Genomic DNA, 19,296 nt, shown 5'->3' with positions numbered 1-19,296 from the left:
TCGTCGAAACGCGGGTTCACCAGCCCTCACGTCGAAAGCGGCGAGACCTGCTCAGCCCTTGGGCCGCTTACCCGCGACGACCTCTTCGGGATACTCCGGGTAGAACGGCAGATATCCCTCGTCGCGGCCGGCCAGCACATACAGCGGGTCCTCGATATCGGATGCGTAGCCCTGTTTGCGCAGGTCAACCTTCTGGCTTTTGAACGTCGAGGTGTGGGCCAGCTCGGTCACCACCCGCACGAACAGCGGCACCGCGTAGCCGGGCAGGCGTCCGTAGAACGCATCGGCCAGCGCCTTGCCGTCGAACTCCTGACCGTCCTTGAGCTGCACCGCGGCCATCCCGGCCCGCCCGCCCGCACCGGGAACCTCGACCCCGAACACGGTGCACTCCTCGACCATCGGGTGCCCGCTGACGGCGGCCTCGACCTCGGTGGTGGCCACGTTCTCGCCCTTCCAGCGGAAGGTGTCGCCGAGCCGGTCCGCGAACGCCGCGTGCCCGAATCCCTGCGAGCGCATCAGGTCACCGGTGTTGAACCAGACGTCCCCGTCCTTGAAGGCGTTCCGGACCAGCTTCTTCTCGGTCGCCGACTTGTCGGTGTACCCGTCGAACGGCTGGAACGCGCTGACCTTGGACAGCATCAGGCCCGGCTGACCCGATCTGACCTTGCGCAGCCGCCCGTCGTCACCGCGCCTCGGTTCCCCGCTCTCGGCGTCGTATTCGACGAACGCGACGGGGCTCGGGCAGATCCCGGTGGACTTCGACACGTTGAACACGTTGACGAACGCGGTGTTGCCCTCGCTGGCCGCGTAGAACTCGCAGACCCGGTCGATGCCGAACCGCTGGGTGAACTCGTCCCAGATCGCCGGCCGCAGACCGTTGCCGACGATCACCCGGATCCGGTGCGCCCGGTCGGTCGGTTTGGGCGGCTGGTTGAGCAGGTAGCCGCAGATCTCGCCGATGTAGACGAATGCGGTGGCGCCGTAGTCGATCACCTCATCCCAGAACCGCGACGCCGAGAACGATTTGCCCAGCGCCAGCGCGGCACCCGAGTTGAGCGCCGATCCGACGGCGACGGTCAGCGCGTTGTTGTGGTAGAGCGGCAGGCAGCAGTACAGGGTGTCGTCGCTGTGCAGCCGCAGGCCGAGGCCGCCGAATCCGGCCAGCGCCCGCAACCACCGGTAGTGCGTCATCACACTGGCCTTGGGCATCCCCGTGGTGCCGGAGGTGAAGATGTAGAACGCCTTGTCCTTGGCGAGCACCGCCGACGCGCTGGCCGGGTTGCCGGTCGGGGCGGTGGCGGCGAGCCTGCGCAGTTCCTCGACGGTCATCAGGCCCTGCGGTTCGGCCCCGGATTCGGTGATCGCGTCGATCAGATCGGACTCGGCGACGACAGCGGTGGCGTTGAGCAGCCCGAGACTGTGCCCCAGCACCTCGCCACGCTGGTGATAGTTGAGCATGCCCGCCACCGCGCCGCATTTGACCACCGCGAGCATGAGCAGCACGGCGTCGGGCGAGTTACGCAGCATCGCCCCGACCACATCGCCGTGGCCGACGCCTTTGGCGGCCAGGACGGCCGCATACCGGTTGACGGTCTCGTTGGCCTGTTTGTAGGTGATCCGCTCATCGCCGAACTTGAGGAAGACCCGGTCGGCGAACTGCTCGGCCCGGTCCTGGAACACCTTGCCGATCGAGGTCTTGGCGGTCGGCCTGGCCAGAAACCCGGTGAGCACCCCCCGGACGATCACCGGCGCGTCCATGAGAAGCCTCGGCACCTGGGTGGCGATGTCGAGCAGGCCGACGCTGCTCCTGGTCCCCGATTTCTCGTCGGTCATCCGGTCGAATCCCCTCACGTTGGTGTGGGCAACACCTTAGCCACGCAGGTGACGGGTGTTACCGCCGGTTCCACCTACGGGGCGCAGGCGTCGAGCGCGGCCTCCACCTCGTCGACGACCACCAGGCGGTCCAGGGCCGACGGCGCGACATACCCCGTCCCCACCAGCCCGCGCAGCCAGGTCAGCAGGCCGTCGTAGTGCCCGAACGGATCGAGCAGGATCAGCGGCTTGTCGTGCATGCCGAGGTACCCCGCAGTCCAGGCCTCGAAGAACTCCTCGAGGGTGCCGATGCCGCCGGGCAGCGCGATGAACGCGTCGGAGCGGTCTTCCATCTCCTTCTTGCGTTCCCGCATGGTGTCGGTGACGACGAGTTCGGCGGCGTCGACGTCGGCGAGTTCACGGTGGACCAGCGCCTTGGGGATCACCCCGATGGTCTGACCGGACTTGGACCGTGCTCCCCTGGCCACCGCGCCCATCGCCGAGACGTTGCCGCCGCCCGAGACCAGCGTCCAGCCGCGACCGGCGATCGCCGAACCGACCTGGCCGGCCAGCGCGAGCAGTTCCGGATGCGTCGGACCCGACGCGCAGTACACACACACCGCCCACTGGCGGTCACCTTCATCTGACACCCGCCCAACGTAAGGGTTCGGCATGAACGTCGGATTTCCGGCCGGGGTAGTTCGGTCGCCACTAGATTCGGCACCATGCCTGTCGATTGGGTGATCGCGCCAGGGGATCGCACGCTCGACGGTGTGGAGGCCGGGTTGCGGGAGCGTTCAGGTGCGGCGCTGCTCGGGCCCGACGGCGTGGGTAAGACCACGCTGGCCCGCGCGGCTGCGGACTGGATCGGCCCGGATTTCCGGCGGACGCTGTGGATCTCGGGAACCGAGTCGGGGGCCGCGGTCCCGTTCGCGGCCGTCGCGCATCTCATCGACGTCCCCGATACCGGTAAGACCGCCGAGGTGCTGCGCCGGGCCCGCGAGTCGCTGGGCACCGACCTGCTGGTGGTGGTCGACGACGCGCATCTGCTGGACCGGCTGTCGGCGGCCCTGGTCTTCCAGTTGGCGGTCGGCGGGGCCGCCAAGCTCATCGTCACCGCCGCGGCCGACCGCCCGGTGCTCGACGAGGTGTCGGCGCTGTGGCGTGACGGGCTGCTGGCCCGGATCGAGGTGCGGCCGCCCGGGCACGACGACGCCCGGCTGGCCGACCAGGTGGCCGATTTCATCGCCGACCTGCCCGGGGACGCGGTCGGCCCGCTGGGCTACCTTGCGGTGCACGATCCGCTGCCGCTGGCCGATGTGGTGGCGTTGACCGGTGCCGACGCCGTCGAGCACGCCCGGGGCGCCGGCGCGCTGCGGGTCGACGGCGCCATGGTGCGTTGTGCGCATCCGCTGTTTCTCGAGACGGTCCGCTCGTCGGTGGGCGGGCCGGGCCTGCGCAGGCTGCGGACCGCGCTGGTGCGGCGGATGGCCGACGCGCCCAGGGACGGGGTGGTCGACCGGCTGCGGCTCGCGGTCCTGGCCCTCGACAGCGATTGCGCCATGCCCGCCGCCGAACTGTCGGCCGCGGCGGCCGAGGCGTTGCGCGTCGGCGATCTGGGGTTGGCCGAACGGCTGGGCCGGGCCGCGGTGGACGCCGGTGGCGGGTTTGCGGCCCGGCTGAACCTGGCCTACGCGCTGGCCTGGCAGGGCCGCGGCCGGGAGGCCGGTGCGGTGCTCGACGAGATCGACCCGGCCGGGCTCGACGAGCCCGACCTGATGGCGTGGGCGCTGCCGCGGGCGGCCAACCAGTTCTGGATGCTCTCGGAGCCGGAGCGGGCCACCGCGTTCCTGCAGGCGACGCAGCGCCGGGTGTCGTCGGCTGCGCGGGTGACGCTGGATGCGCTCTCGGCCACGTTCGCGATGAATTCCGGTGCGCCGCAACGGGCTGTCGAGACCGCGGCCGAGGTGCTGGGCGCACCCGATGCCGATGACACCGCGATCGGGTGGGCGGCGTCGGCCGCGGCGTTGAGCTGTGCGCGGATCGGCCGGTTCGGCGAGGTCGACGCCATGGCGCAGCGTGCGCTGGACGCCGGGCAGCCGGGATTGTTGCGTTTCACCAGTGGATTCGGTCAGACGACAACGCTGCTGCTGGCCGGTGAGCTGGACCGGGCGCAGACCCTGGCCGGGCAGCTGACCGATTTCGTGCAGTTGCAGCAGCCGGGCCGGGCCATCGGTGAGGTCCTGATCGCCGATGTATTGCTGGTGCGCGGACAGTGCGATGACGCGATCGCGTTGTTGCGCAGGGCGACCGGCGCGTTGGCGCCGACCGGCTACTCCTGGGGGCCGCTGGCCTGGATGTTGTTGGCACAGGCCCTCGGACAGCGCGGCATGCCGATGGAGGCGGTGAAAGCGTTGTCCCGCGCCGAATCCCGGCATGGGCTCAAGTCGATGCTGTTCGCCCCCGAGCTCGGATTGGCGCGGGCCTGGACCTGCCACGCCCGCAAGGATCCGGTCGGCGCGGTCACCGCCGCCCGCGATGCGGCCAAGGCAGCCGAGCGGGGCGGGCAGTCGGCCGTGGCGTTACGGGCCATGCACGACGCGGTGCGGTTGGGCGATACCCGTGCCGTCGACGGGCTGGAACGTGTCGGGCTGGACTGCGTGTTCGGCCGGCTGACCCGGGAGCACGCCCGGGCGTTGACGAGCGGCGACAGCGCTGGGCTGCAGCGGGTTTCGTCGTCCTACGCGGCGCACGGCATGGCGGCGGCCGCCGCGGACGCCACTCGGCAGGCCGCCCGGTAAAATTCCAGCCGCCGCGTGATCGTGAGGGGACCCGATGACACAGTTCAGCGCCCATCTCAGCGCCATGGACAACTGGAAGCAGCAGTTGGGCGATGTCAGCGCCGACGTGACGAACCTGATCGACGGTGCGCCCGCGACGTCGGGGGTGACCAGCAGCCACGGCGCGATCGGCTACCCGATGCAGACGTCCTTCGATGCGGCTCGGTCCGCCAGGGGCGGCGCGATGGTCGCCACCCGGGCCGCGTCGTCGCAGATCTCCGAGTTGCTCGGCCGGGCCGCGCAGGCCTATGAGCGCGGGGACACCGCGGCCGCCGACGGCCTGCGGGCCCAGGCTCAGCAGCTCGAAGGCGGCTCCCCCGCCTCGGCCGGGGCGGCGCCCGCCGCGGGTGGCGGTGGGCAGGCGGCCGGCCAGATGTTGAGCCAGTTCGGCCAGATGGCCGGGCAGATGGGTCAGCAGGTCGCCCAGCCGCTGCAGGCGATGTCCCAAGGCCTTGGCCAGATCCCGCAGCAGGTGTTGCAGGGTGTGCAGGGCATCGTCGAGTCCGCCACCGGCGCGGCCGGTGACGCGGGTGTGCCCGATGCGGTGGCCGAATCCGCTGGCGAGGCCGACCCGCCGGGCCGGGACGATCGGGGCGAGGAGCCCCACCCCGAACAGCTCGGTGGGCGGGCGGATTCCACCATCGGGCCGGGTGGTCAGGCCGGCGCCGGCGTCACCCAGGTCCGCGGCATCAGACCGCAGAACCCGCCGACATAGCGCCGAGCCCGCCTCGCTCCAGCCGCAACCAGCGGTCGATGCCGATCGCGTCGAGGAACCGGTCGTCGTGGCTGACCACGATGAACGCCCCCCGGTAGGCGTTGAGCGCGGATTCCAGCTGCGCGACGCTGACCAGGTCCAGATTGTTGGTCGGCTCGTCGAGCAGCAGCAGCTGCGGGGCCGGCTCGGCGAACAGCACACACACCAGCGTCGCGCGCAACCGCTCACCACCGGACAGCGCACCGACCGGCAGATGGATCCGGTCACCGCGAAACAGGAACTGCGCCAACAGGTGCATCCTGCGGGTGTGCGACAGGCTGGGAGCGGCCGCGGCCAGGCTCTGGGCCACGGTCCGTTCGGGGTCGAGCAGATCGAGCCGCTGCGACAGGTAGGCGATCCGCCCGTCGGCGCGCTGCAGCTCGCCCGAGTCCGGCTGCAGCCCACCGTCGATGATCCGCAGCAGCGTCGACTTGCCCGCGCCGTTGGCACCGGTCAGTGCGATCCGTTCGGGTCCGCGAACCGAAAGGTCGATCCCGTTGTCGGCGAACAGTTTCTGCTCACCCCGACCGACCTGCAGACCCTCCCCGGAGAACAGGGTGCGGCCGGCAGGCACCACGGTGCCGGGCAGATCCAGCACGATCACCTTGTCATCGCGCAGCGCACGTTCGGCATCGTCGAGCCGGGCCCGGGCATCGTCGACCCGGCGCGAGTGCACGCCGTCGGAGCGGGCCGCGGACTCCTGCGCATCGCGTTTCAGCTTGCCCGCGACGATCTTCGGCAACCCGGCGTCCTTGACGTTGCGGGCCGCGTTGCCGGCCCGGCGGGCCGCACGCTCGCGCGCCTCCTGCATCTGGCGCTTCTCCCGCTTGAGCTGCTGTTCGGCCGTGCGGACGTTGCTCTCGGCCACCAGCTGCCCGGCCTGCACCGTCTCCTGATATGCGGTGAAATCGCCGCCGTAGAAGATGATTTCGCCTCGATGCAGCTCGGCGATCTGGTCGACCCGGTCCAACAGCACCCGGTCGTGGCTGACCAGAAGCAGACATCCGGTGTAGTCGTCCAGCGCGGAGTAAAGCCGCTGCCGCGCATCGCCATCCAGGTTGTTGGTGGGTTCGTCGAGCAGCAGCACGTCGGGACGCTTCAACAGTTCGGCGGCCAGGCCGAGCGAGACGACCTCCCCACCGGACAGCGTCCCCAGCCGACGGCTCAGGTCGAGTTCGGCCAGGCCCAGCCGGTCCAGCTGGGCACGGGAGCGTTCCTCGATGTCCCAGTCGTCGCCGATGGTGCCGAACACCTCGTCGCTGGCATCGCCCTCGGCCAGCGCCGCCAGCGCGTCGAGCACCGGCGCCACCCCCAGCACCGCGGCGACGGTCAGATCGGCCTGGAACGGAAGCGTCTGCGGCAGATAGCCGACGGTGCCCTCGATGGTCACCGACCCGGCCGCCGGCCGGTACTCACCGGCGATCAGTTTGAGCAGTGTGCTCTTGCCGGCACCGTTGGGTGCGACGAGGCCGGTGCGGCCCTGGCCGACCGAGAAGGACAGATCCGAGAACAACTCGGTGTCATCGGGCCAGGAGAAGGAAAGATTCGAACAGACGATAGACATGCTGAAACCCCACGGGAAACGCGTACGACAGCGCGCACGCGGATAAGGACAGGACGACGAGAACGAAGGGCCGGGATTTACCCGGAGACGGCCTCTTCGTTGTCACTGTGTCCCAGCATGTTTTCCCACTTCGGTTGGCAGCAGATGCGACTCCCTATGTTAGCCGCGCACGCAACCGGTTTAAACGAGCCGTGGCCGGCGAGTACTCGACTCGCCGGCCACAGCAGGAGATCAGCGCTGGGGGTATCCGCCGCCCTGTGGCGGGTAGTTGCCGGGCGGCGGGCCGTAGCCCTGGCCGGGATCGTAACCCTGGCCGGGATATTGCCCCGGATACTGGCCCGGATCCTGGTAGGGCTCCTGGTAGTGCCGCGGGTCGGGGCCGCCGGCAGGCGGTTCGGCATGGCGCGGCGGGTACTGCGGTTGTGCGGCCTCCATATGCGTGGTCGGCGTGTCGCCATGCTGGCCGTAGCCGGCCTGCGGTGCCGGGTGGCTCCGGTAAGCCTCGGCAGCCTGAGCGGTCTGGGCCGCCTGACTGGCCTGGCTGGACCGGTAGGCCTCGGTCTGGCTGCGCAACGCGGGGATCTCGGCCTCGATGTTGCCCAGCCACCGGCCCCACCGCTCCTGCATGGGACGCACCAGTCCGCCACCGACGCCGACGACCGCGATACCACCGATCGTGGCGAGCACGGCGATCAGCACCGGCGTGGTGACCGTGGTGGCTATGCCGATCTGGTTGAGCGCGGCGATGATGCCGACGCCCCACACGAAGACCGAGGCCAGAGTCCCCAGCAGCTTGCCGTAGGACAGGCCGCCGAGCACATTGGTGATGAGGGTCTTGAGGCCCTTGGCGATGGCCCCGACGATCACGATGATGACGAGCGCGATGAAGAGCTTCGGCAACCAGGCGACCACGCTGGCGAGCAGTTCGCTGACCGGGTTGGGGCCCCACACGCCGAAGCCCATCTGCAGTGTGATCAGCAGGATCGCGTAATAGGCGAGCTTGGCCAGGATCTCCGACGCGTCGTAATTACTGCGGGCCAGCACTTCCCTGAGGCCACCCCGCTCGACGATGCGGTCGAACCCGATCTTGTTGAGGAGGGTCTTGACGATCTTTGCGACGATCTTGGCGATGATCCAGCCGATGACCAGGATCACCAGGAAGGCGACGAGCTTCGGAACGAAGGTTGCTACCGAGGACCACGCCTCGGACAATCCCCCCTGGAAGTCGATCGCCAGATAGGCGGTTGACACTGTCTCTCCTTTATCGAGTTATCGGACGCGGCCCAGACCGTTTACCGAAAACAACACGTCACACGAGGAAACGTGTTAAGAGAGTTCCCCCCAAGGAGCCCCCTGCAGCCGAGCCGCACAGTCACCCTAACCCGATTGAGGCGGCCCTAGCCAGCCTTTGCTAGACGCGTTCAGGCCGAAAGGTAGCCGCGCAGCATGCCCGCGGCGGCTGTGATCTGCGCGATCTCCACCCGCTCATCGACCTTGTGCGCGAGATTCGGATCGCCCGGCCCGTAGTTGACCGCCGGAATCCCGAGCGCGGCGAAACGCGCGACGTCGGTCCAGCCGTATTTGGCCCGGACCGCCCCGGCGGCGGCCACCAGTGCGGCCGCGGCCGGCTGGCTCAGGCCGGGCAGCGCACCGGCCGCGGCGTCGGTCAGTTCGATGCCGACGTCGAGCCCATCGAGCACCTCGTGCACGTGGGCCACCGCCTGATCGACGCTGCGATCGGGGGCGAACCGGAAATTGACCGTCACCGACGCGGCGTCCGGGATGACGTTGCCCGCGATGCCGCCGTCGATGCCTACCGCCGACAGCCCCTCGCGGTACCCGCACCCGTCGATGTCGACTTCCCGCGCGCGGTAGGCCGAAAGCCGGTCCAGTACCGCGCCCAGTTTGTGGATCGCGTTGTCGCCCAGCCATGATCGCGCCGAGTGCGCCCGGGTTCCCGCAGTGCTCACGACGACGCGGATGGTGCCCTGGCAGCCCGCCTCGATGAAGCCGCCGGACGGCTCGCCCAGGATCGCGACGTCGGCCCGTAGCCAGTCCGGCAGTTCGCGTTCGATGCGGCCCAGCCCGTTGGCGCCGGACTCGATCTCCTCGCAGTCATACATCACCAGGGTGAGGTCGTGGGCCGGCTCGGCGATGGTGGCCGCCAGGTGCAGGAACACCGCGTCACCGGACTTCATGTCCGAGGTGCCGCAGCCCCACATCTCGCCGTTCTCGATGCGGCTTGGCAGGTTGTCGGCGGCGGGCACGGTGTCGATGTGGCCGGCCAGCATCACCCGCGACGGCAGGCCCAGGTTGGTGCGGGCCAGCACCGCGTCGCCGGACCGGATCACCTCGAACTGCGGTGCCTGGGCCCGCAACGCGGCCTCGATCTCGTCGGCGATGCGCTGCTCGTGGCGTGACTCGCTGGGGATGTCCACCAGTGCCGCGGTCAGCGCGATCGGATCGGCGCGCAGGTCTAGCCCCATGGTGTCCGAGGCTAGTCCAGTAACCTTGGCCAACGTGACTGCCGCATCTGGCGTCGGCCTGGCCACCATCGCCGCCGACGGAACCGTTCTGGACACCTGGTTTCCCGCTCCCGAGCTGACCGCCTCCGGCGCGGCCGGCACCGTGAGGCTGACCGGCGACGACGTACCCGCCGAGCTGGCCGCGCTGACCGGGGCCGACGAGGACCGGGGCGTGGAGGTCGTCGCCGTGCGCACCACGATCGCCTCGCTGGACGACAAGCCGGCAGACAGCCACGATGTCTGGTTGCGGCTGCACCTGCTCTCGCACCGGCTGACCAAACCGCACGAGGCCAGTCTGGAGGGCATCTTCGGCGCGCTGGCCAATGTGGTGTGGACCAACTTCGGGCCGTGCGCCGTGGCGGGTTTCGAGACGGTGCGGGCGAAGCTGCGCCGGCGTGGCGCGGTGACCGTATACGGCGTCGACAAGTTCCCCCGGATGGTCGACTACGTGACGCCGGCCGGTGTGCGCATCGCCGACGCCGACCGGGTCCGCCTCGGTGCGCACCTGGCCGCGGGGACGACGGTCATGCACGAGGGCTTCGTGAACTTCAACGCGGGCACGCTGGGCACCTCGATGGTGGAGGGCCGGATCTCGGCGGGTGTCGTGGTCGACGACGGCTCCGACATCGGCGGCGGCGCGTCGATCATGGGCACACTGTCCGGCGGCGGTAAGGAGGTCATCTCGGTGGGCAAACGCTGCCTGCTGGGCGCCAACGCCGGCCTGGGCATCTCGCTGGGCGATGACTGCGTGATCGAGGCCGGCCTGTATGTCACCGGCGGCACCAAGGTCACCACCGCGGACGGTCAGACCACCAAGGCCATCGAACTGTCCGGGGCGAGCAACCTGCTGTTCCGGCGCAACTCGCTGTCGGGCGCGGTCGAGGTGGTCAAACGCGACGGCACCGGCATCACCCTCAACGAGGCACTGCACGCCAACTGATTCTCCGGCGCCCAACGTTGGCTTCTGTACGAAAATCCGCCGGAAACTCGCACCCAAGCCAACTCTCAGCGCGAGCACTCCCCGGGGCTGACCCGCAGCAGCGCCACACCGTGCGGCGGTACCGCATCGGCCCGGATCGGGCCGGGGGTCGGGTGTGACGTGTGTGCCCACAGGTCGCGCACCGTGTAGCAGGGCGCGGCGGGCAGACCCACCGCGGCGGCATCGGTGGCCATCGGGATCGGCCGGCCGTCACCGAGCCCGTCGTTGATCAGCGCGACCGCCACCGACCCGTCGGCCAGCGGCTTGATCACCACCGGCGCGTCGCCGGGCAGGAAATGGCCCTGGATGGCGTCCGGATCCTGATCGACGGCGATCACCTCGCGGTTGGTCAGCATGGACTGGGTCGCCTGAGACATCGACCGCGGGTCGTTGCCGGCCAGCAGCGGCGCCGCGAGCATGGCCCACAGCGACAGGTTGGCGCGCTGCTCGGCCTCGGTCAGATCCGGCCGCGGCGCCCCGAGGCGCAGCGTCGGATGCCCGGCGGTGAAAGTGGCCCAGGGTATTCCGATCACCAGCATGTCCGGGTCGGGCCAGTATCCCGGCCGGCTGCGGGTCTTGACATCGCCCGCCGCGGCGAACTGCTGCGCGATACCGAACACCCCCACCCCCGGCAGCGCCGAATCACCCCATGCCGGAACCAGATCCACGGTGTTGCGGGTCAGGTCGGCGATGGCCGACCAGTCGTAGCGCGAACCGGCGGTCGGGTCCCCCGAACTGTTCGGGTTGATACTGAAGATGATGCGACGTCCACTGTGCCGCAGGGCATCTCGCATAGTGGTGAACCTCTCGACCTGATCGTCATGGTCGGCGGCGGTGCGGCACCAGTCGTATTTGAGGTAGTCGACTCCCCATTCGGCGAAGAGCCGGGCGTCCTGACGCTCATGCCCGGCGCTGGCCACCCGAGGATCCTGACCGCAGATCTCGTCGAACGGGCTGGCGTAGAGGCCCAGGTACATCCCGTGATGGTGGGCATAGTCGGCGATCCTGGCGATCCCCCCGGGAAACCGGTCCGGTTCGGCGCGCAGATCACCGTCGCCATCGCGGGTCGGCGCGGCCCAGCCGGCGTCGAGGTTGACGTAGCGGTAGCCCGCATCGCGCATCCCCGTTGCCACCATCGCATCGATGGTCTGGGTCACCGTCCGCTCGCTCAACGGCATCCCCGAATTCCACGAGTTCCAGCCCATCGGTGGTGACGGTGGCGCAGGCAGGTCGGCAGCGGGCGGCGCCGAACACGCCGAGACAGTGAGAACGACCGCGCCCAGCAGACCTGCCACCACGGAGCGGAGTCGACGCATCCCGGCCAGTGTTCCATCGGGCTCTGGGGAAGGGTCGAGCGATAGCTGTGGCTCTGCTGTCGATAGCTGTAGAGAATCCTGGAGGGGCACATCCACGAGCGGCGTGTCGCCTTCGACGGTGCGCACCGCCGCCGACTGGCAAAGCGCTGCCAGTCAGGGCGGTTGCGGTGGCGCGGCCCTGAGGCAGCCCGTCCACGCAGATCGGGCCGGGATGGGTGGGCACGTCTTCGCGCAGGTAGGGGGTCGGCCCGGGCTTGTCCGCAAAGCCCCTGTCCTGCTGCGGGATTCCCGGTTGGTCACAGCGGTCGGGGCTCGATCGAGGACTTGGGCAAATACCGGGCGCGGTCGGTCAGGGTGTGCCCACGCGGGCCGGCGTCGCCGGCGTGGTCACGAGATCGTCACGAGCCGCGTCGGCGTTTCAACCGGCCCGGGCGAACAGGTCCGGCAAACCCGCCGCGGCGCTCGGCGATGATCCTGCAATTCTCGCGGTCCAGCAAAGAACATTCATGGTCATTCAATCATTCACTGCCAGTTGACTACTGGCTGGGTTCCGGCAGGTCGCAGTCGGTGGCCTCCGCATTGACTCCCCTGTAGTTCAACGGCCCGACAATCACGGTCATGGCGATGCTGGTCACTGTCGCACAGGTGATTTCGCCCGAGGAGAAGTAATCGCGCTGATAGGCGGCAATCCCACCGCTCACCAACCAAATGACCGCGATCCCGCTGAAAATCTTGCCGGTGTTCATGTGCCTCCATCCATTCTGCCACCTCATCTCCGGGGTGCATGTAGCTATCTACCCCGCGGACAATTACGGTAGACGTTGCTACGGTGGCGATTCGGTCACCACGTCGCACGTGGAATCGAACGCCGAGCCAATCCAATCACACGTGGCCTTGGTCAGCACCGCGCGTGTCAATGTAGTGCTCGAACTCCCTGGGGCCGCGCATTTCGGGCCCGGCCTTGGTGGCGGCGCGCCGCCGCGAACACGAGAGGCCAGGGGCAACTGGCCGAAGCGTTCTGCAGCAAAGCACACCGCGCCGGAACGCCGAACGACACGTGCCGCCGAACGCACACCCGCCCTGGTGGAGGCCATAACCCGGCCTTCGTCGATGAGGACCGAGCAACGGATTCCGGCGATCTTGATGGGTGGTGTGAGGGCCATCATATGTTGTAACGTGTGGAATTGCGGGTTCGTGAGGTGGCAGATCTGTTGGCCGCGTTCCCTTTGCACCGTCAAGCGGCCATTGTCCGAAGGCTCGTCTGTCGCCCGGCGTGGGAGAGGGGTGAAGTGCCCGGCATGGGTCGTTACAGGTCGGCCGAGGACATCCGGGTAGCAATCACGGCCCGCGGCACGACAACATGCCCGCCGCGTCTCGTCCTTGACAAGTGCGGATCGCCGAGACCTCCCAAAACGGCTTCGAGACAACGCCTTTCCGACGTTCGCGTTAAATACTTTGATCCCGTGCCGGTGGCCTCCAGCAACCGTTCTGGGCACTCTATCGCTCGGGATCGTGTCCCGGGATTGATCCGTTGCTTGGCATGTCGCGAAGGCGATCGGATGGTCGAACGTTACCGTGAACGGGCTATCGACGATGTGCGTCAGGCGATTCCGGACGAGTCGACGCTCGTGAAAGTTGAGAACGACCGGTGGCACCGGCATCCGAATGCGCCGGAAGTTCGCCGGAGACGCGGAGAGGACGTCGAACCGTGCGTGCTCGTCGGATCGTAGTTATCGCGGGGATCGTGGGTTTGGCGTGGTTGATTGCCGCGTTGGCTGGGTTCGGCAATGTTCTGTCCTGGTTGGTATACGCGGCAGTGCTTGGCGCTGTAATAGTTGCCGCGATCCGAATCTGGCGTTATCAGCGTTTCGCGAGGTTCGGGGCGGAACTGCGTTACGCATCTTCTATCGTCCTGAACCGCGACAAGTGGGCGGACCTGATGGACATCTTGGGTCTGTGTGTCGATGCCGACGTGCGGCGAACGCGGTCTGCTCGAGCACGGGGTGTCGTGAATGGGGTCGCGTGGAACGAACGACGCTCGGTTCGATACACGCCGACTGTGGCCGGGGTGAGCAAGGCGCCATATGGGATGGCGGTGATGGTGGCCGGTGCGCCCGGCCAAAGTCGCGATGTGTGGGAGAGCCACAGCGGTCAACTGAGCTCCACGCTGAGGGTGCGGGAAGTGGCAGTGGACGAGCCGAGCCCAGGGACATTCGAATTGCAGTTGCGCGTGCGGGATCCGCTCGGCACACCCAATGAGCTTTCATCCGTTCCGCGTTCACACGGTTGGGAATTGCCGCTCGGCGTCGACGAGCAAGGCCGCTCGATCGCGGGACCCTGCCGCAATCTGAGTGGGGTGGTCGTCGGCGGAGTCCCAGGCAGTGGCGCGGGCAACTGGCTGACATTCGCACTCGCTTCGCTGGCGCAACGAGACGACATCCAATGGCTGCTGATTGACGGCAGGCAGGGCTATGACCTGGAGGGGCTGGCCAGGCGGGCCTATCGCTATATCAGTGGCGACGCTGCCGGGGAGCTCGAGACGGTCCGAGATGCCTTGCGGGACGTGCGGATGTTGATGCACGACCGCTTGCGCAAAGCGCGCGAGCTCTATGGCCACGCCGACCTCTGGTCTGCCGGGCCCAGTCGGCTTCATCCCGTTGTGGTTGTCGTCATCGACGAGTGCCAATGGTATTTGGATGCCCGGTCTTTTCTCTCGGCGGAGTCGAAAGCCCTTGGCGCGGAGATCGATGCCATCGTTCGGGATTTGGTCAAGCGCGGAAGGTCCGCCGGCATCCTGGTAATTCTCAGCACCCAGAGGCCGACCGCTGACAGCATCCCGGCCAGTACGCGTGACAACTGTGCGCTACGGGTGTGCTTCTCCGTTCGTAACCGCGAAGCGGCAGTGGCAGTGCTGGGTGACTTCCCGACGGATTCGGCGGCGAGTCTGGTTGGTGCTCCTACCGATGTCGGCGTCAGTTCGTTCGAAGGCCTGGAGGTTCGGTTCAGAAGCCCCGTCGTTTCCGACGATGCGGTGCGCGAACACATCCGGGCCAACGCGGGTCTCGCTGCCGACCCACTGGATCTCCTGTCCACCGCCTCCATGGGCCCAGCCGTCTGGGCCGATCCAACCGGCCGCGACAAGAGGGACGGAACCGCGGAATTCGGACACCGGCCGACCGAGTCCGGCGGGTGAGCCAATAGCTCGTCAGAGGACACGACGAGCGACACCAAAATGCACACGAATTGCGGCGTGTCGGCGTGCAGACGCGCGCTCGCGGTGCTTGGTCGGTGCTCGTCTAGTCGGCGGCCAGGATGCAGAATTCGTTGCCCTCGGGGTCGGCCAGCACCACCCAGCTCTGCTCACCCTGGCCGATGTCGACATGCCGGGCACCCAGACCGGTCAGCCGGTCCACCTCGGCCTGCTGATCGTCCGGGGTGAAGTCGAGGTGCAGGCGGTTCTTGACCACCTTGCCGTCCGGCACCGCCAGGAACAGCCACACCGGCCCGGCCCCGGGCGGCGGGGTCAGCTCCACGTCACCGTCCTCGCCGGTGTGCCTGGGCCAGCCCAGCGCCTTCGACCACCAGGCTCCCAGCGCTTCCGGGTCATGGGCGTCGATGCAGATCTCGGAGAACCTCAGCCCCATTGCGCGAGCTCCTTTTTCAGGATCTTGCCCATCGCGTTGCGCGGCAGGCTGTCGACCAGGCGCACTTCGCGTGGCCGTTTGTGCACCGAAAGTTGCTGCGCCACATAGTCGATCAACTCGGCGGGCTCGGCATCGCCGACCACGAACGCGACGATGCGCTGGCCGAGATCGTCGTCGGGCACACCGACCACGGCCACCTCGCTGACCCCGGCGTGCCCAAGCAGCACGGTCTCGATCTCACCGGCGCCGATGCGGTATCCGCCGGATTTGATCAGGTCCACCGACTCGCGCCCGACGATACGGTGCATCCCGTCGGCGTCGATCACCGCGACATCGCCGGTCTGGTACCAGCCCTCGACATCGAAGGCCTCCGCGGTGGCGTCCGGCCGGTTCAGGTATCCGTCGAACACCATGGGCCCCTTGATCTGCAGCCGGCCGATGGTTTCGCCGTCGTGGGCGACGTCGGCACCCTCGGCGTCGACCAGGCGGGTCCGCACCCCGGCCACCGGCAGCCCCACCCAGCCGGGCCTGCGTTCACCGTCGACGACGGTGCTCAGCGTGATCAGCGATTCGGTGCTGCCGTACCGCTCCACCGGCGGGTGGCCGGTGAGTGCGGTCAACCGCTCGAACACCGGCACCGGCAGCGGCGCACTGCCCGACACCAACAGCCGCGCCGCGGACAGGGCCCGGGCCGCCTCGGCGTCCTCGGCCACCCGCGACCACACCGTCGGCACCCCGAAATACAACGATCCGCCGGCCTCGGCGTACCCGGTGGGGGTGGGTTTTCCGGTGTGCACGAACCGGTTTCCGATCCGCAGTGAGCCGAGCAGACCCAGCACCAGCCCGTGGACGTGGAACAGCGGCAGCCCGTGCACCAGGGTGTCGGCGGCGGTCCACTGCCAGGCCCCGGCGAGCGCGTCGATATCGGCGGCGATGGCGCGCCTGCTGATCGGCACGCCCTTGGGCGGCCCGGTGGTGCCGGAGGTGTACATGATGATCGCGGTCGCCTCCGGCGGCGGCTCGGCGTACCGGTGCCAGGACCGGGCATGCAGGCGTACCGGGATGTGCGGCAGCCCTTCCGGCGCGTCGGGCCGCTCCCCCAGCCAGGCCTGGGCGCCGGAATCGGTGAGGATGTGCCTGCGTTCGGCGACGCCGACGTCGGCAGGCACCGGCACCACGGGCACACCGGCGATCAGGCAGCCGGTGATGGCCAGCACCGTCGTCGCGGTCGGTGTCGCGAGCACCGCGACCCGATCGGCGGCGGCGACGCGTTCGGCGACCGAGGTGGCCGCGCCGACCAGGTCGCTGCGGCTCAGCACGGCGCCGTCGATACGGACCGCACCGTCGAGGTCGGCGCCTGCGGCGACCGCTGCGGGGTTCAGGGAGGCCAGCAACACGCCTGTGAGGCTACCGGGCGGGCCGTCCCGGCGAGATCGCCCGACCGGCCCCCTTGCAGCCGGTCCGCAGAACTTGTAACGTCCGTCACCACAAATGTAACCGGTTACCTGAGAGGTTCGATGTCTAGCACCCAAGCGCGTGTCGAGTTCGGAACGGTCGGGGCCGTCGGCGTGATTCGCCTGGTCAACCCGCCGCTCAACCCGTTGACCGACACCATGCGCACCCGGCTGCGCGAGGTTGCCGAGATCATCTCCACCCGCGACGACGTCCGCGCCGTCGTCCTCACCTCGGCCAGCCCCATGGCGTTGTCGGTCGGGTCGGACATCAAGGGGTTCCCCACCACCCCCGAGGCGGGCCGGGAGGTGTCGGCCGCCGAACACGCGGCCTACGACGCACTGGAGAACATGCCGCAACCGTTGGTGGCGGTGATCCGCGGCCACACCCTCGGCGGCGGCCTCGAGCTGTCGCTGGTCGCCGACATCCGGGTGGCCGAGGACACCGCCACCATCGGCCTGCCCGAAGTCCGGATCGGTGTCTTCGCATCCGGCGGCGGCACCCAACGCCTGCCCGAGGTCGTCGGCGCGGGCCGGGCCCGCCACCTGCTCCTGCTGGGTGAGCCGGTCGACGCGGCGACCGCACTCGAGTGGGGGCTGGTCACGGCGGTGACGACCGAAGGGCACGGCGAAGCCGAGGCCATGCGGATCGCGGGCCAACTGGCCGAGCTGCCGCAGCTGGCGCTGCGCGCCACCAAGCACTGCGTCAACACCGGGCTGCGCCATGGCCGCACCGCCGGCCGGCAGGCCGAGATCGACTCCATCTCGGCGATTTACAGCTCCGACGACGCCAGGGAGGGAGCCCGCGCGTTCATCGAGAAACGAACCCCGGAGTTCACCCACCGGCTGCCGGGACTGGAGGGTTCGGCCCGGTGAAGATCGTCGACGCCGATATGGCAGCCCGCACAGTCGATTCGGCCGACACCGTGCTGATCGGCGGGTCCGGCGGCGGCCACGCCGTCCCCGAACTCCTCATCGAAGCCCTGGAGCGACGCTTTCTTCGCGACGCGCAACCCCGGGGCATCACCACCATCCACCCGGTCGGCATCGGGGACAAGGCGACCAAGGGCGCACACCGGTTACGCCACCCGGGTCTGCTCAAACGCGTCGTCTGCGGAACCGTGGTGGATGCCCCCGGCATCGCCGAGGCCGCGATGCGCGGCGAGATCGAACTCTTCACCGTCCCACAGGGATCCCTGTCCCAGCTGATGCGCGAATCAGCGGCCGCAAGGCCCGGGCTGTTCACCGACGTGGGGGTGGGCACCTACGTGGATCCGCGTCAGGGTGGCGGCAGCCAGGGTGCACCCTGCACCGACGGCCCCTCGGCGGCCATCGACATCGACGGCAGACAGCTGATCCACTACCGGCCGATCCGCGCGCAGGTCGCATTGCTGCGCGGCACCACCGCCGACCGGCTCGGCAACATCTCGATGGAGGGCGAGGCCTACTTCGGCGAGATGTTGTCGATGGCCCAGGCCGTGCGCAACAACGGCGGCACGGTCATCGTCCAGGTGTCCCGCGTCGTCGAAACCCACGCCATCCCACCGAAATCCGTGAAGATCCCGCACTTTCTGGTCGATCTCGTCGTAGTCGACGAGGACCAGCCCACCACCTATCAGACCACCAGCGATGCGTATGCCGGCCTGGAGCGGGTGGCCCTGGACACGCTGGAACCGTTGCCGAACGGGCCGCGCGGCCTGATCGCCCGGCGGGCCGCGCAGGAGCTCTACCGCGGCGCGGTCTGCAATCTGGGCTCCGGAATCTCGACCGGGGTGTCGATGGCCGCCGCGGAGACCGGCATCCTCGACGACGTCGTGCTGACGAATGAACAGGGTCTGGTCGGGGGTCTGCCGATGAGCGGGCTGGACGCGGGCGCCGCGGTCAACTACGACGCCATGATCGATCAGCCCTACCAGTTCGACTTCTACGACGGCGGCGGACTCGACATCGCGTTCCTGTCGTTCGCGGAGGTCTCGGCCCGTGGCGATGTCAACATCAGTCGGTTCGGCGGCCGGATCGTCGGCGTCGGCGGCTTCGTCAACATCAGCCAGGGCGCGCGCACCGTGGTGTTCAGCGGCACCCTCACCGCGGGCGGGCTGCGGACCTCATGGGATGCCCGGGCCGCGCGGCTGTCGATCGAGGAGGAGGGCCGCTCCCGGCGATTCGTCTCGGCCGTCGAACAGATCTCGTTCAACGGCGCGCTGGCCCGCGACCGGGGGCAGCGGGTCGTGTTCATCACCGAACGGGCGGTGTTCGAGCTCGACGACCGGTGCCGGCTCCAGCTGGTCGAGGTCGCGCCCGGTATCGATGTGGATCGTGATGTTTTGCCCCACATCGGATTCGACGTCTCGATGCCCTACGAGCCCAAGCAGATGGACCGCGCGCTGTTCGACAGTTCGTATTGACAACCC

The 19,296-nt window shown here is 68.7% G+C and carries 15 protein-coding genes; 6 read left to right on the top strand and 9 right to left on the bottom strand.

Annotated features, from left to right (window positions below; translation table 11 throughout):
* Positions 1-51 precede the first annotated feature (51 nt).
* Together fadD6 and ACWDTP_RS09280 are read right to left on the bottom strand one after the other, a co-directional pair.
* On the bottom strand, positions 52-1,833 hold the full coding sequence (gene fadD6 / locus ACWDTP_RS09285) for a long-chain-acyl-CoA synthetase FadD6 (protein WP_450018801.1): 1,782 nt from the start codon (positions 1,831-1,833) through the stop codon (positions 52-54).
* A 74-nt stretch (positions 1,834-1,907) separates the two neighbouring features.
* Positions 1,908-2,462 carry an LOG family protein gene (locus ACWDTP_RS09280; RefSeq protein WP_450018799.1) on the bottom strand — a complete coding sequence of 185 codons (555 nt, stop codon included), beginning with the start codon at positions 2,460-2,462 and terminating at the stop codon, positions 1,908-1,910.
* Between the two features lie 75 nt (positions 2,463-2,537).
* On the opposite strand from ACWDTP_RS09280, the gene ACWDTP_RS09275 reads away from it, so the two are divergent.
* Entirely contained in the window at positions 2,538-4,613 is a 2,076-nt protein-coding gene (locus ACWDTP_RS09275; RefSeq protein ID WP_450018797.1) for an AAA family ATPase, read from the top strand.
* A gap of 34 nt (positions 4,614-4,647) precedes the next feature.
* Positions 4,648-5,367 carry a type VII secretion target gene (locus ACWDTP_RS09270; protein WP_450018795.1) on the top strand — a complete coding sequence of 240 codons (720 nt, stop codon included), beginning with the start codon at positions 4,648-4,650 and terminating at the stop codon, positions 5,365-5,367.
* On the opposite strand, the gene ACWDTP_RS09265 is transcribed toward ACWDTP_RS09270, so the two are convergent.
* The 3 genes from ACWDTP_RS09265 to dapE form a co-directional block, all read right to left on the bottom strand.
* Positions 5,342-6,970: an ABC-F family ATP-binding cassette domain-containing protein gene (locus ACWDTP_RS09265; RefSeq protein ID WP_450018793.1), complete on the bottom strand. Its 1,629-nt coding sequence runs from the start codon at positions 6,968-6,970 to the stop codon at positions 5,342-5,344. The two genes, ACWDTP_RS09270 and ACWDTP_RS09265, sit on opposite strands and share 26 nt — an antisense overlap.
* A gap of 231 nt (positions 6,971-7,201) precedes the next feature.
* Positions 7,202-8,221 carry a mechanosensitive ion channel family protein gene (locus tag ACWDTP_RS09260; RefSeq protein WP_450018791.1) on the bottom strand — a complete coding sequence of 340 codons (1,020 nt, stop codon included), beginning with the start codon at positions 8,219-8,221 and terminating at the stop codon, positions 7,202-7,204.
* Between the two features lie 170 nt (positions 8,222-8,391).
* The gene (gene dapE, locus ACWDTP_RS09255) at positions 8,392-9,456 is read right to left on the bottom strand and encodes a succinyl-diaminopimelate desuccinylase (protein ID WP_450018789.1); all 1,065 of its coding nucleotides are present in this window, start codon (positions 9,454-9,456) and stop codon (positions 8,392-8,394) included.
* Between the two features lie 25 nt (positions 9,457-9,481).
* Between dapE and dapD the strand changes: the two genes are divergently transcribed.
* On the top strand, positions 9,482-10,435 hold the full coding sequence (gene dapD, locus ACWDTP_RS09250; protein ID WP_450018787.1) for a 2,3,4,5-tetrahydropyridine-2,6-dicarboxylate N-succinyltransferase: 954 nt from the start codon (positions 9,482-9,484) through the stop codon (positions 10,433-10,435).
* Positions 10,436-10,500: 65 nt separating this feature from the next.
* Here the strand turns inward: dapD and ACWDTP_RS09245 are convergent, their stop codons facing one another.
* Entirely contained in the window at positions 10,501-11,790 is a 1,290-nt protein-coding gene (locus ACWDTP_RS09245) for a glycoside hydrolase family 27 protein (RefSeq protein ID WP_450018785.1), read from the bottom strand.
* Between the two features lie 536 nt (positions 11,791-12,326).
* Positions 12,327-12,536 carry a hypothetical protein gene (locus ACWDTP_RS09240; protein ID WP_450018783.1) on the bottom strand — a complete coding sequence of 70 codons (210 nt, stop codon included), beginning with the start codon at positions 12,534-12,536 and terminating at the stop codon, positions 12,327-12,329.
* Positions 12,537-13,534: 998 nt separating this feature from the next.
* On the opposite strand from ACWDTP_RS09240, the gene ACWDTP_RS09235 reads away from it, so the two are divergent.
* Positions 13,535-14,983, top strand: a complete 1,449-nt coding sequence (locus ACWDTP_RS09235) for a cell division protein FtsK (RefSeq protein WP_450018781.1) — start codon at positions 13,535-13,537, stop codon at positions 14,981-14,983.
* Between the two features lie 103 nt (positions 14,984-15,086).
* Here ACWDTP_RS09235 and ACWDTP_RS09230 read toward each other — a convergent pair whose 3' ends face one another.
* Together ACWDTP_RS09230 and ACWDTP_RS09225 are read right to left on the bottom strand one after the other, a co-directional pair.
* Positions 15,087-15,434 (bottom strand): VOC family protein, encoded by a 348-nt coding sequence (locus ACWDTP_RS09230; RefSeq protein ID WP_450018779.1) that lies wholly within the window; start codon positions 15,432-15,434, stop codon positions 15,087-15,089.
* Positions 15,425-16,831 (bottom strand): acyl-CoA synthetase, encoded by a 1,407-nt coding sequence (locus ACWDTP_RS09225; RefSeq protein ID WP_450018777.1) that lies wholly within the window; start codon positions 16,829-16,831, stop codon positions 15,425-15,427. The genes ACWDTP_RS09230 and ACWDTP_RS09225 overlap by 10 nt, the downstream gene beginning before the upstream one ends.
* A 120-nt stretch (positions 16,832-16,951) precedes the next feature.
* On the opposite strand from ACWDTP_RS09225, the gene ACWDTP_RS09220 reads away from it, so the two are divergent.
* Together ACWDTP_RS09220 and ACWDTP_RS09215 are read left to right on the top strand one after the other, a co-directional pair.
* Positions 16,952-17,761 carry an enoyl-CoA hydratase/isomerase family protein gene (locus ACWDTP_RS09220; RefSeq protein WP_450018775.1) on the top strand — a complete coding sequence of 270 codons (810 nt, stop codon included), beginning with the start codon at positions 16,952-16,954 and terminating at the stop codon, positions 17,759-17,761.
* Positions 17,758-19,290, top strand: a complete 1,533-nt coding sequence (locus ACWDTP_RS09215; protein ID WP_450018773.1) for an acyl CoA:acetate/3-ketoacid CoA transferase — start codon at positions 17,758-17,760, stop codon at positions 19,288-19,290. Before ACWDTP_RS09220 ends, ACWDTP_RS09215 begins: the two co-directional genes overlap by 4 nt.
* Positions 19,291-19,296: the final 6 nt, after the last annotated feature.

Source organism: Mycobacterium sp. NPDC003449, assembly GCF_053588415.1.
The sequence above is the reverse complement of the archived record's forward strand: the minus strand, read 5'-3'. Positions and strand labels throughout refer to the sequence as shown.

Coding starts and splice junctions, on each gene's coding strand:
- ACWDTP_RS09240 (WP_450018783.1), bottom strand. CDS start 12,536: ATGAACACCGGCAAGATTTTCAGCGGGATCGCGGTCATTTGGTTGGTG.
- ACWDTP_RS09230 (WP_450018779.1), bottom strand. CDS start 15,434: ATGGGGCTGAGGTTCTCCGAGATCTGCATCGACGCCCATGACCCGGAA.
- dapE (WP_450018789.1), bottom strand. CDS start 9,456: ATGGGGCTAGACCTGCGCGCCGATCCGATCGCGCTGACCGCGGCACTG.
- ACWDTP_RS09275 (WP_450018797.1), top strand. CDS start 2,538: ATGCCTGTCGATTGGGTGATCGCGCCAGGGGATCGCACGCTCGACGGT.
- ACWDTP_RS09265 (WP_450018793.1), bottom strand. CDS start 6,970: ATGTCTATCGTCTGTTCGAATCTTTCCTTCTCCTGGCCCGATGACACC.
- ACWDTP_RS09245 (WP_450018785.1), bottom strand. CDS start 11,790: ATGCGTCGACTCCGCTCCGTGGTGGCAGGTCTGCTGGGCGCGGTCGTT.
- ACWDTP_RS09220 (WP_450018775.1), top strand. CDS start 16,952: ATGTCTAGCACCCAAGCGCGTGTCGAGTTCGGAACGGTCGGGGCCGTC.
- fadD6 (WP_450018801.1), bottom strand. CDS start 1,833: ATGACCGACGAGAAATCGGGGACCAGGAGCAGCGTCGGCCTGCTCGAC.
- ACWDTP_RS09270 (WP_450018795.1), top strand. CDS start 4,648: ATGACACAGTTCAGCGCCCATCTCAGCGCCATGGACAACTGGAAGCAG.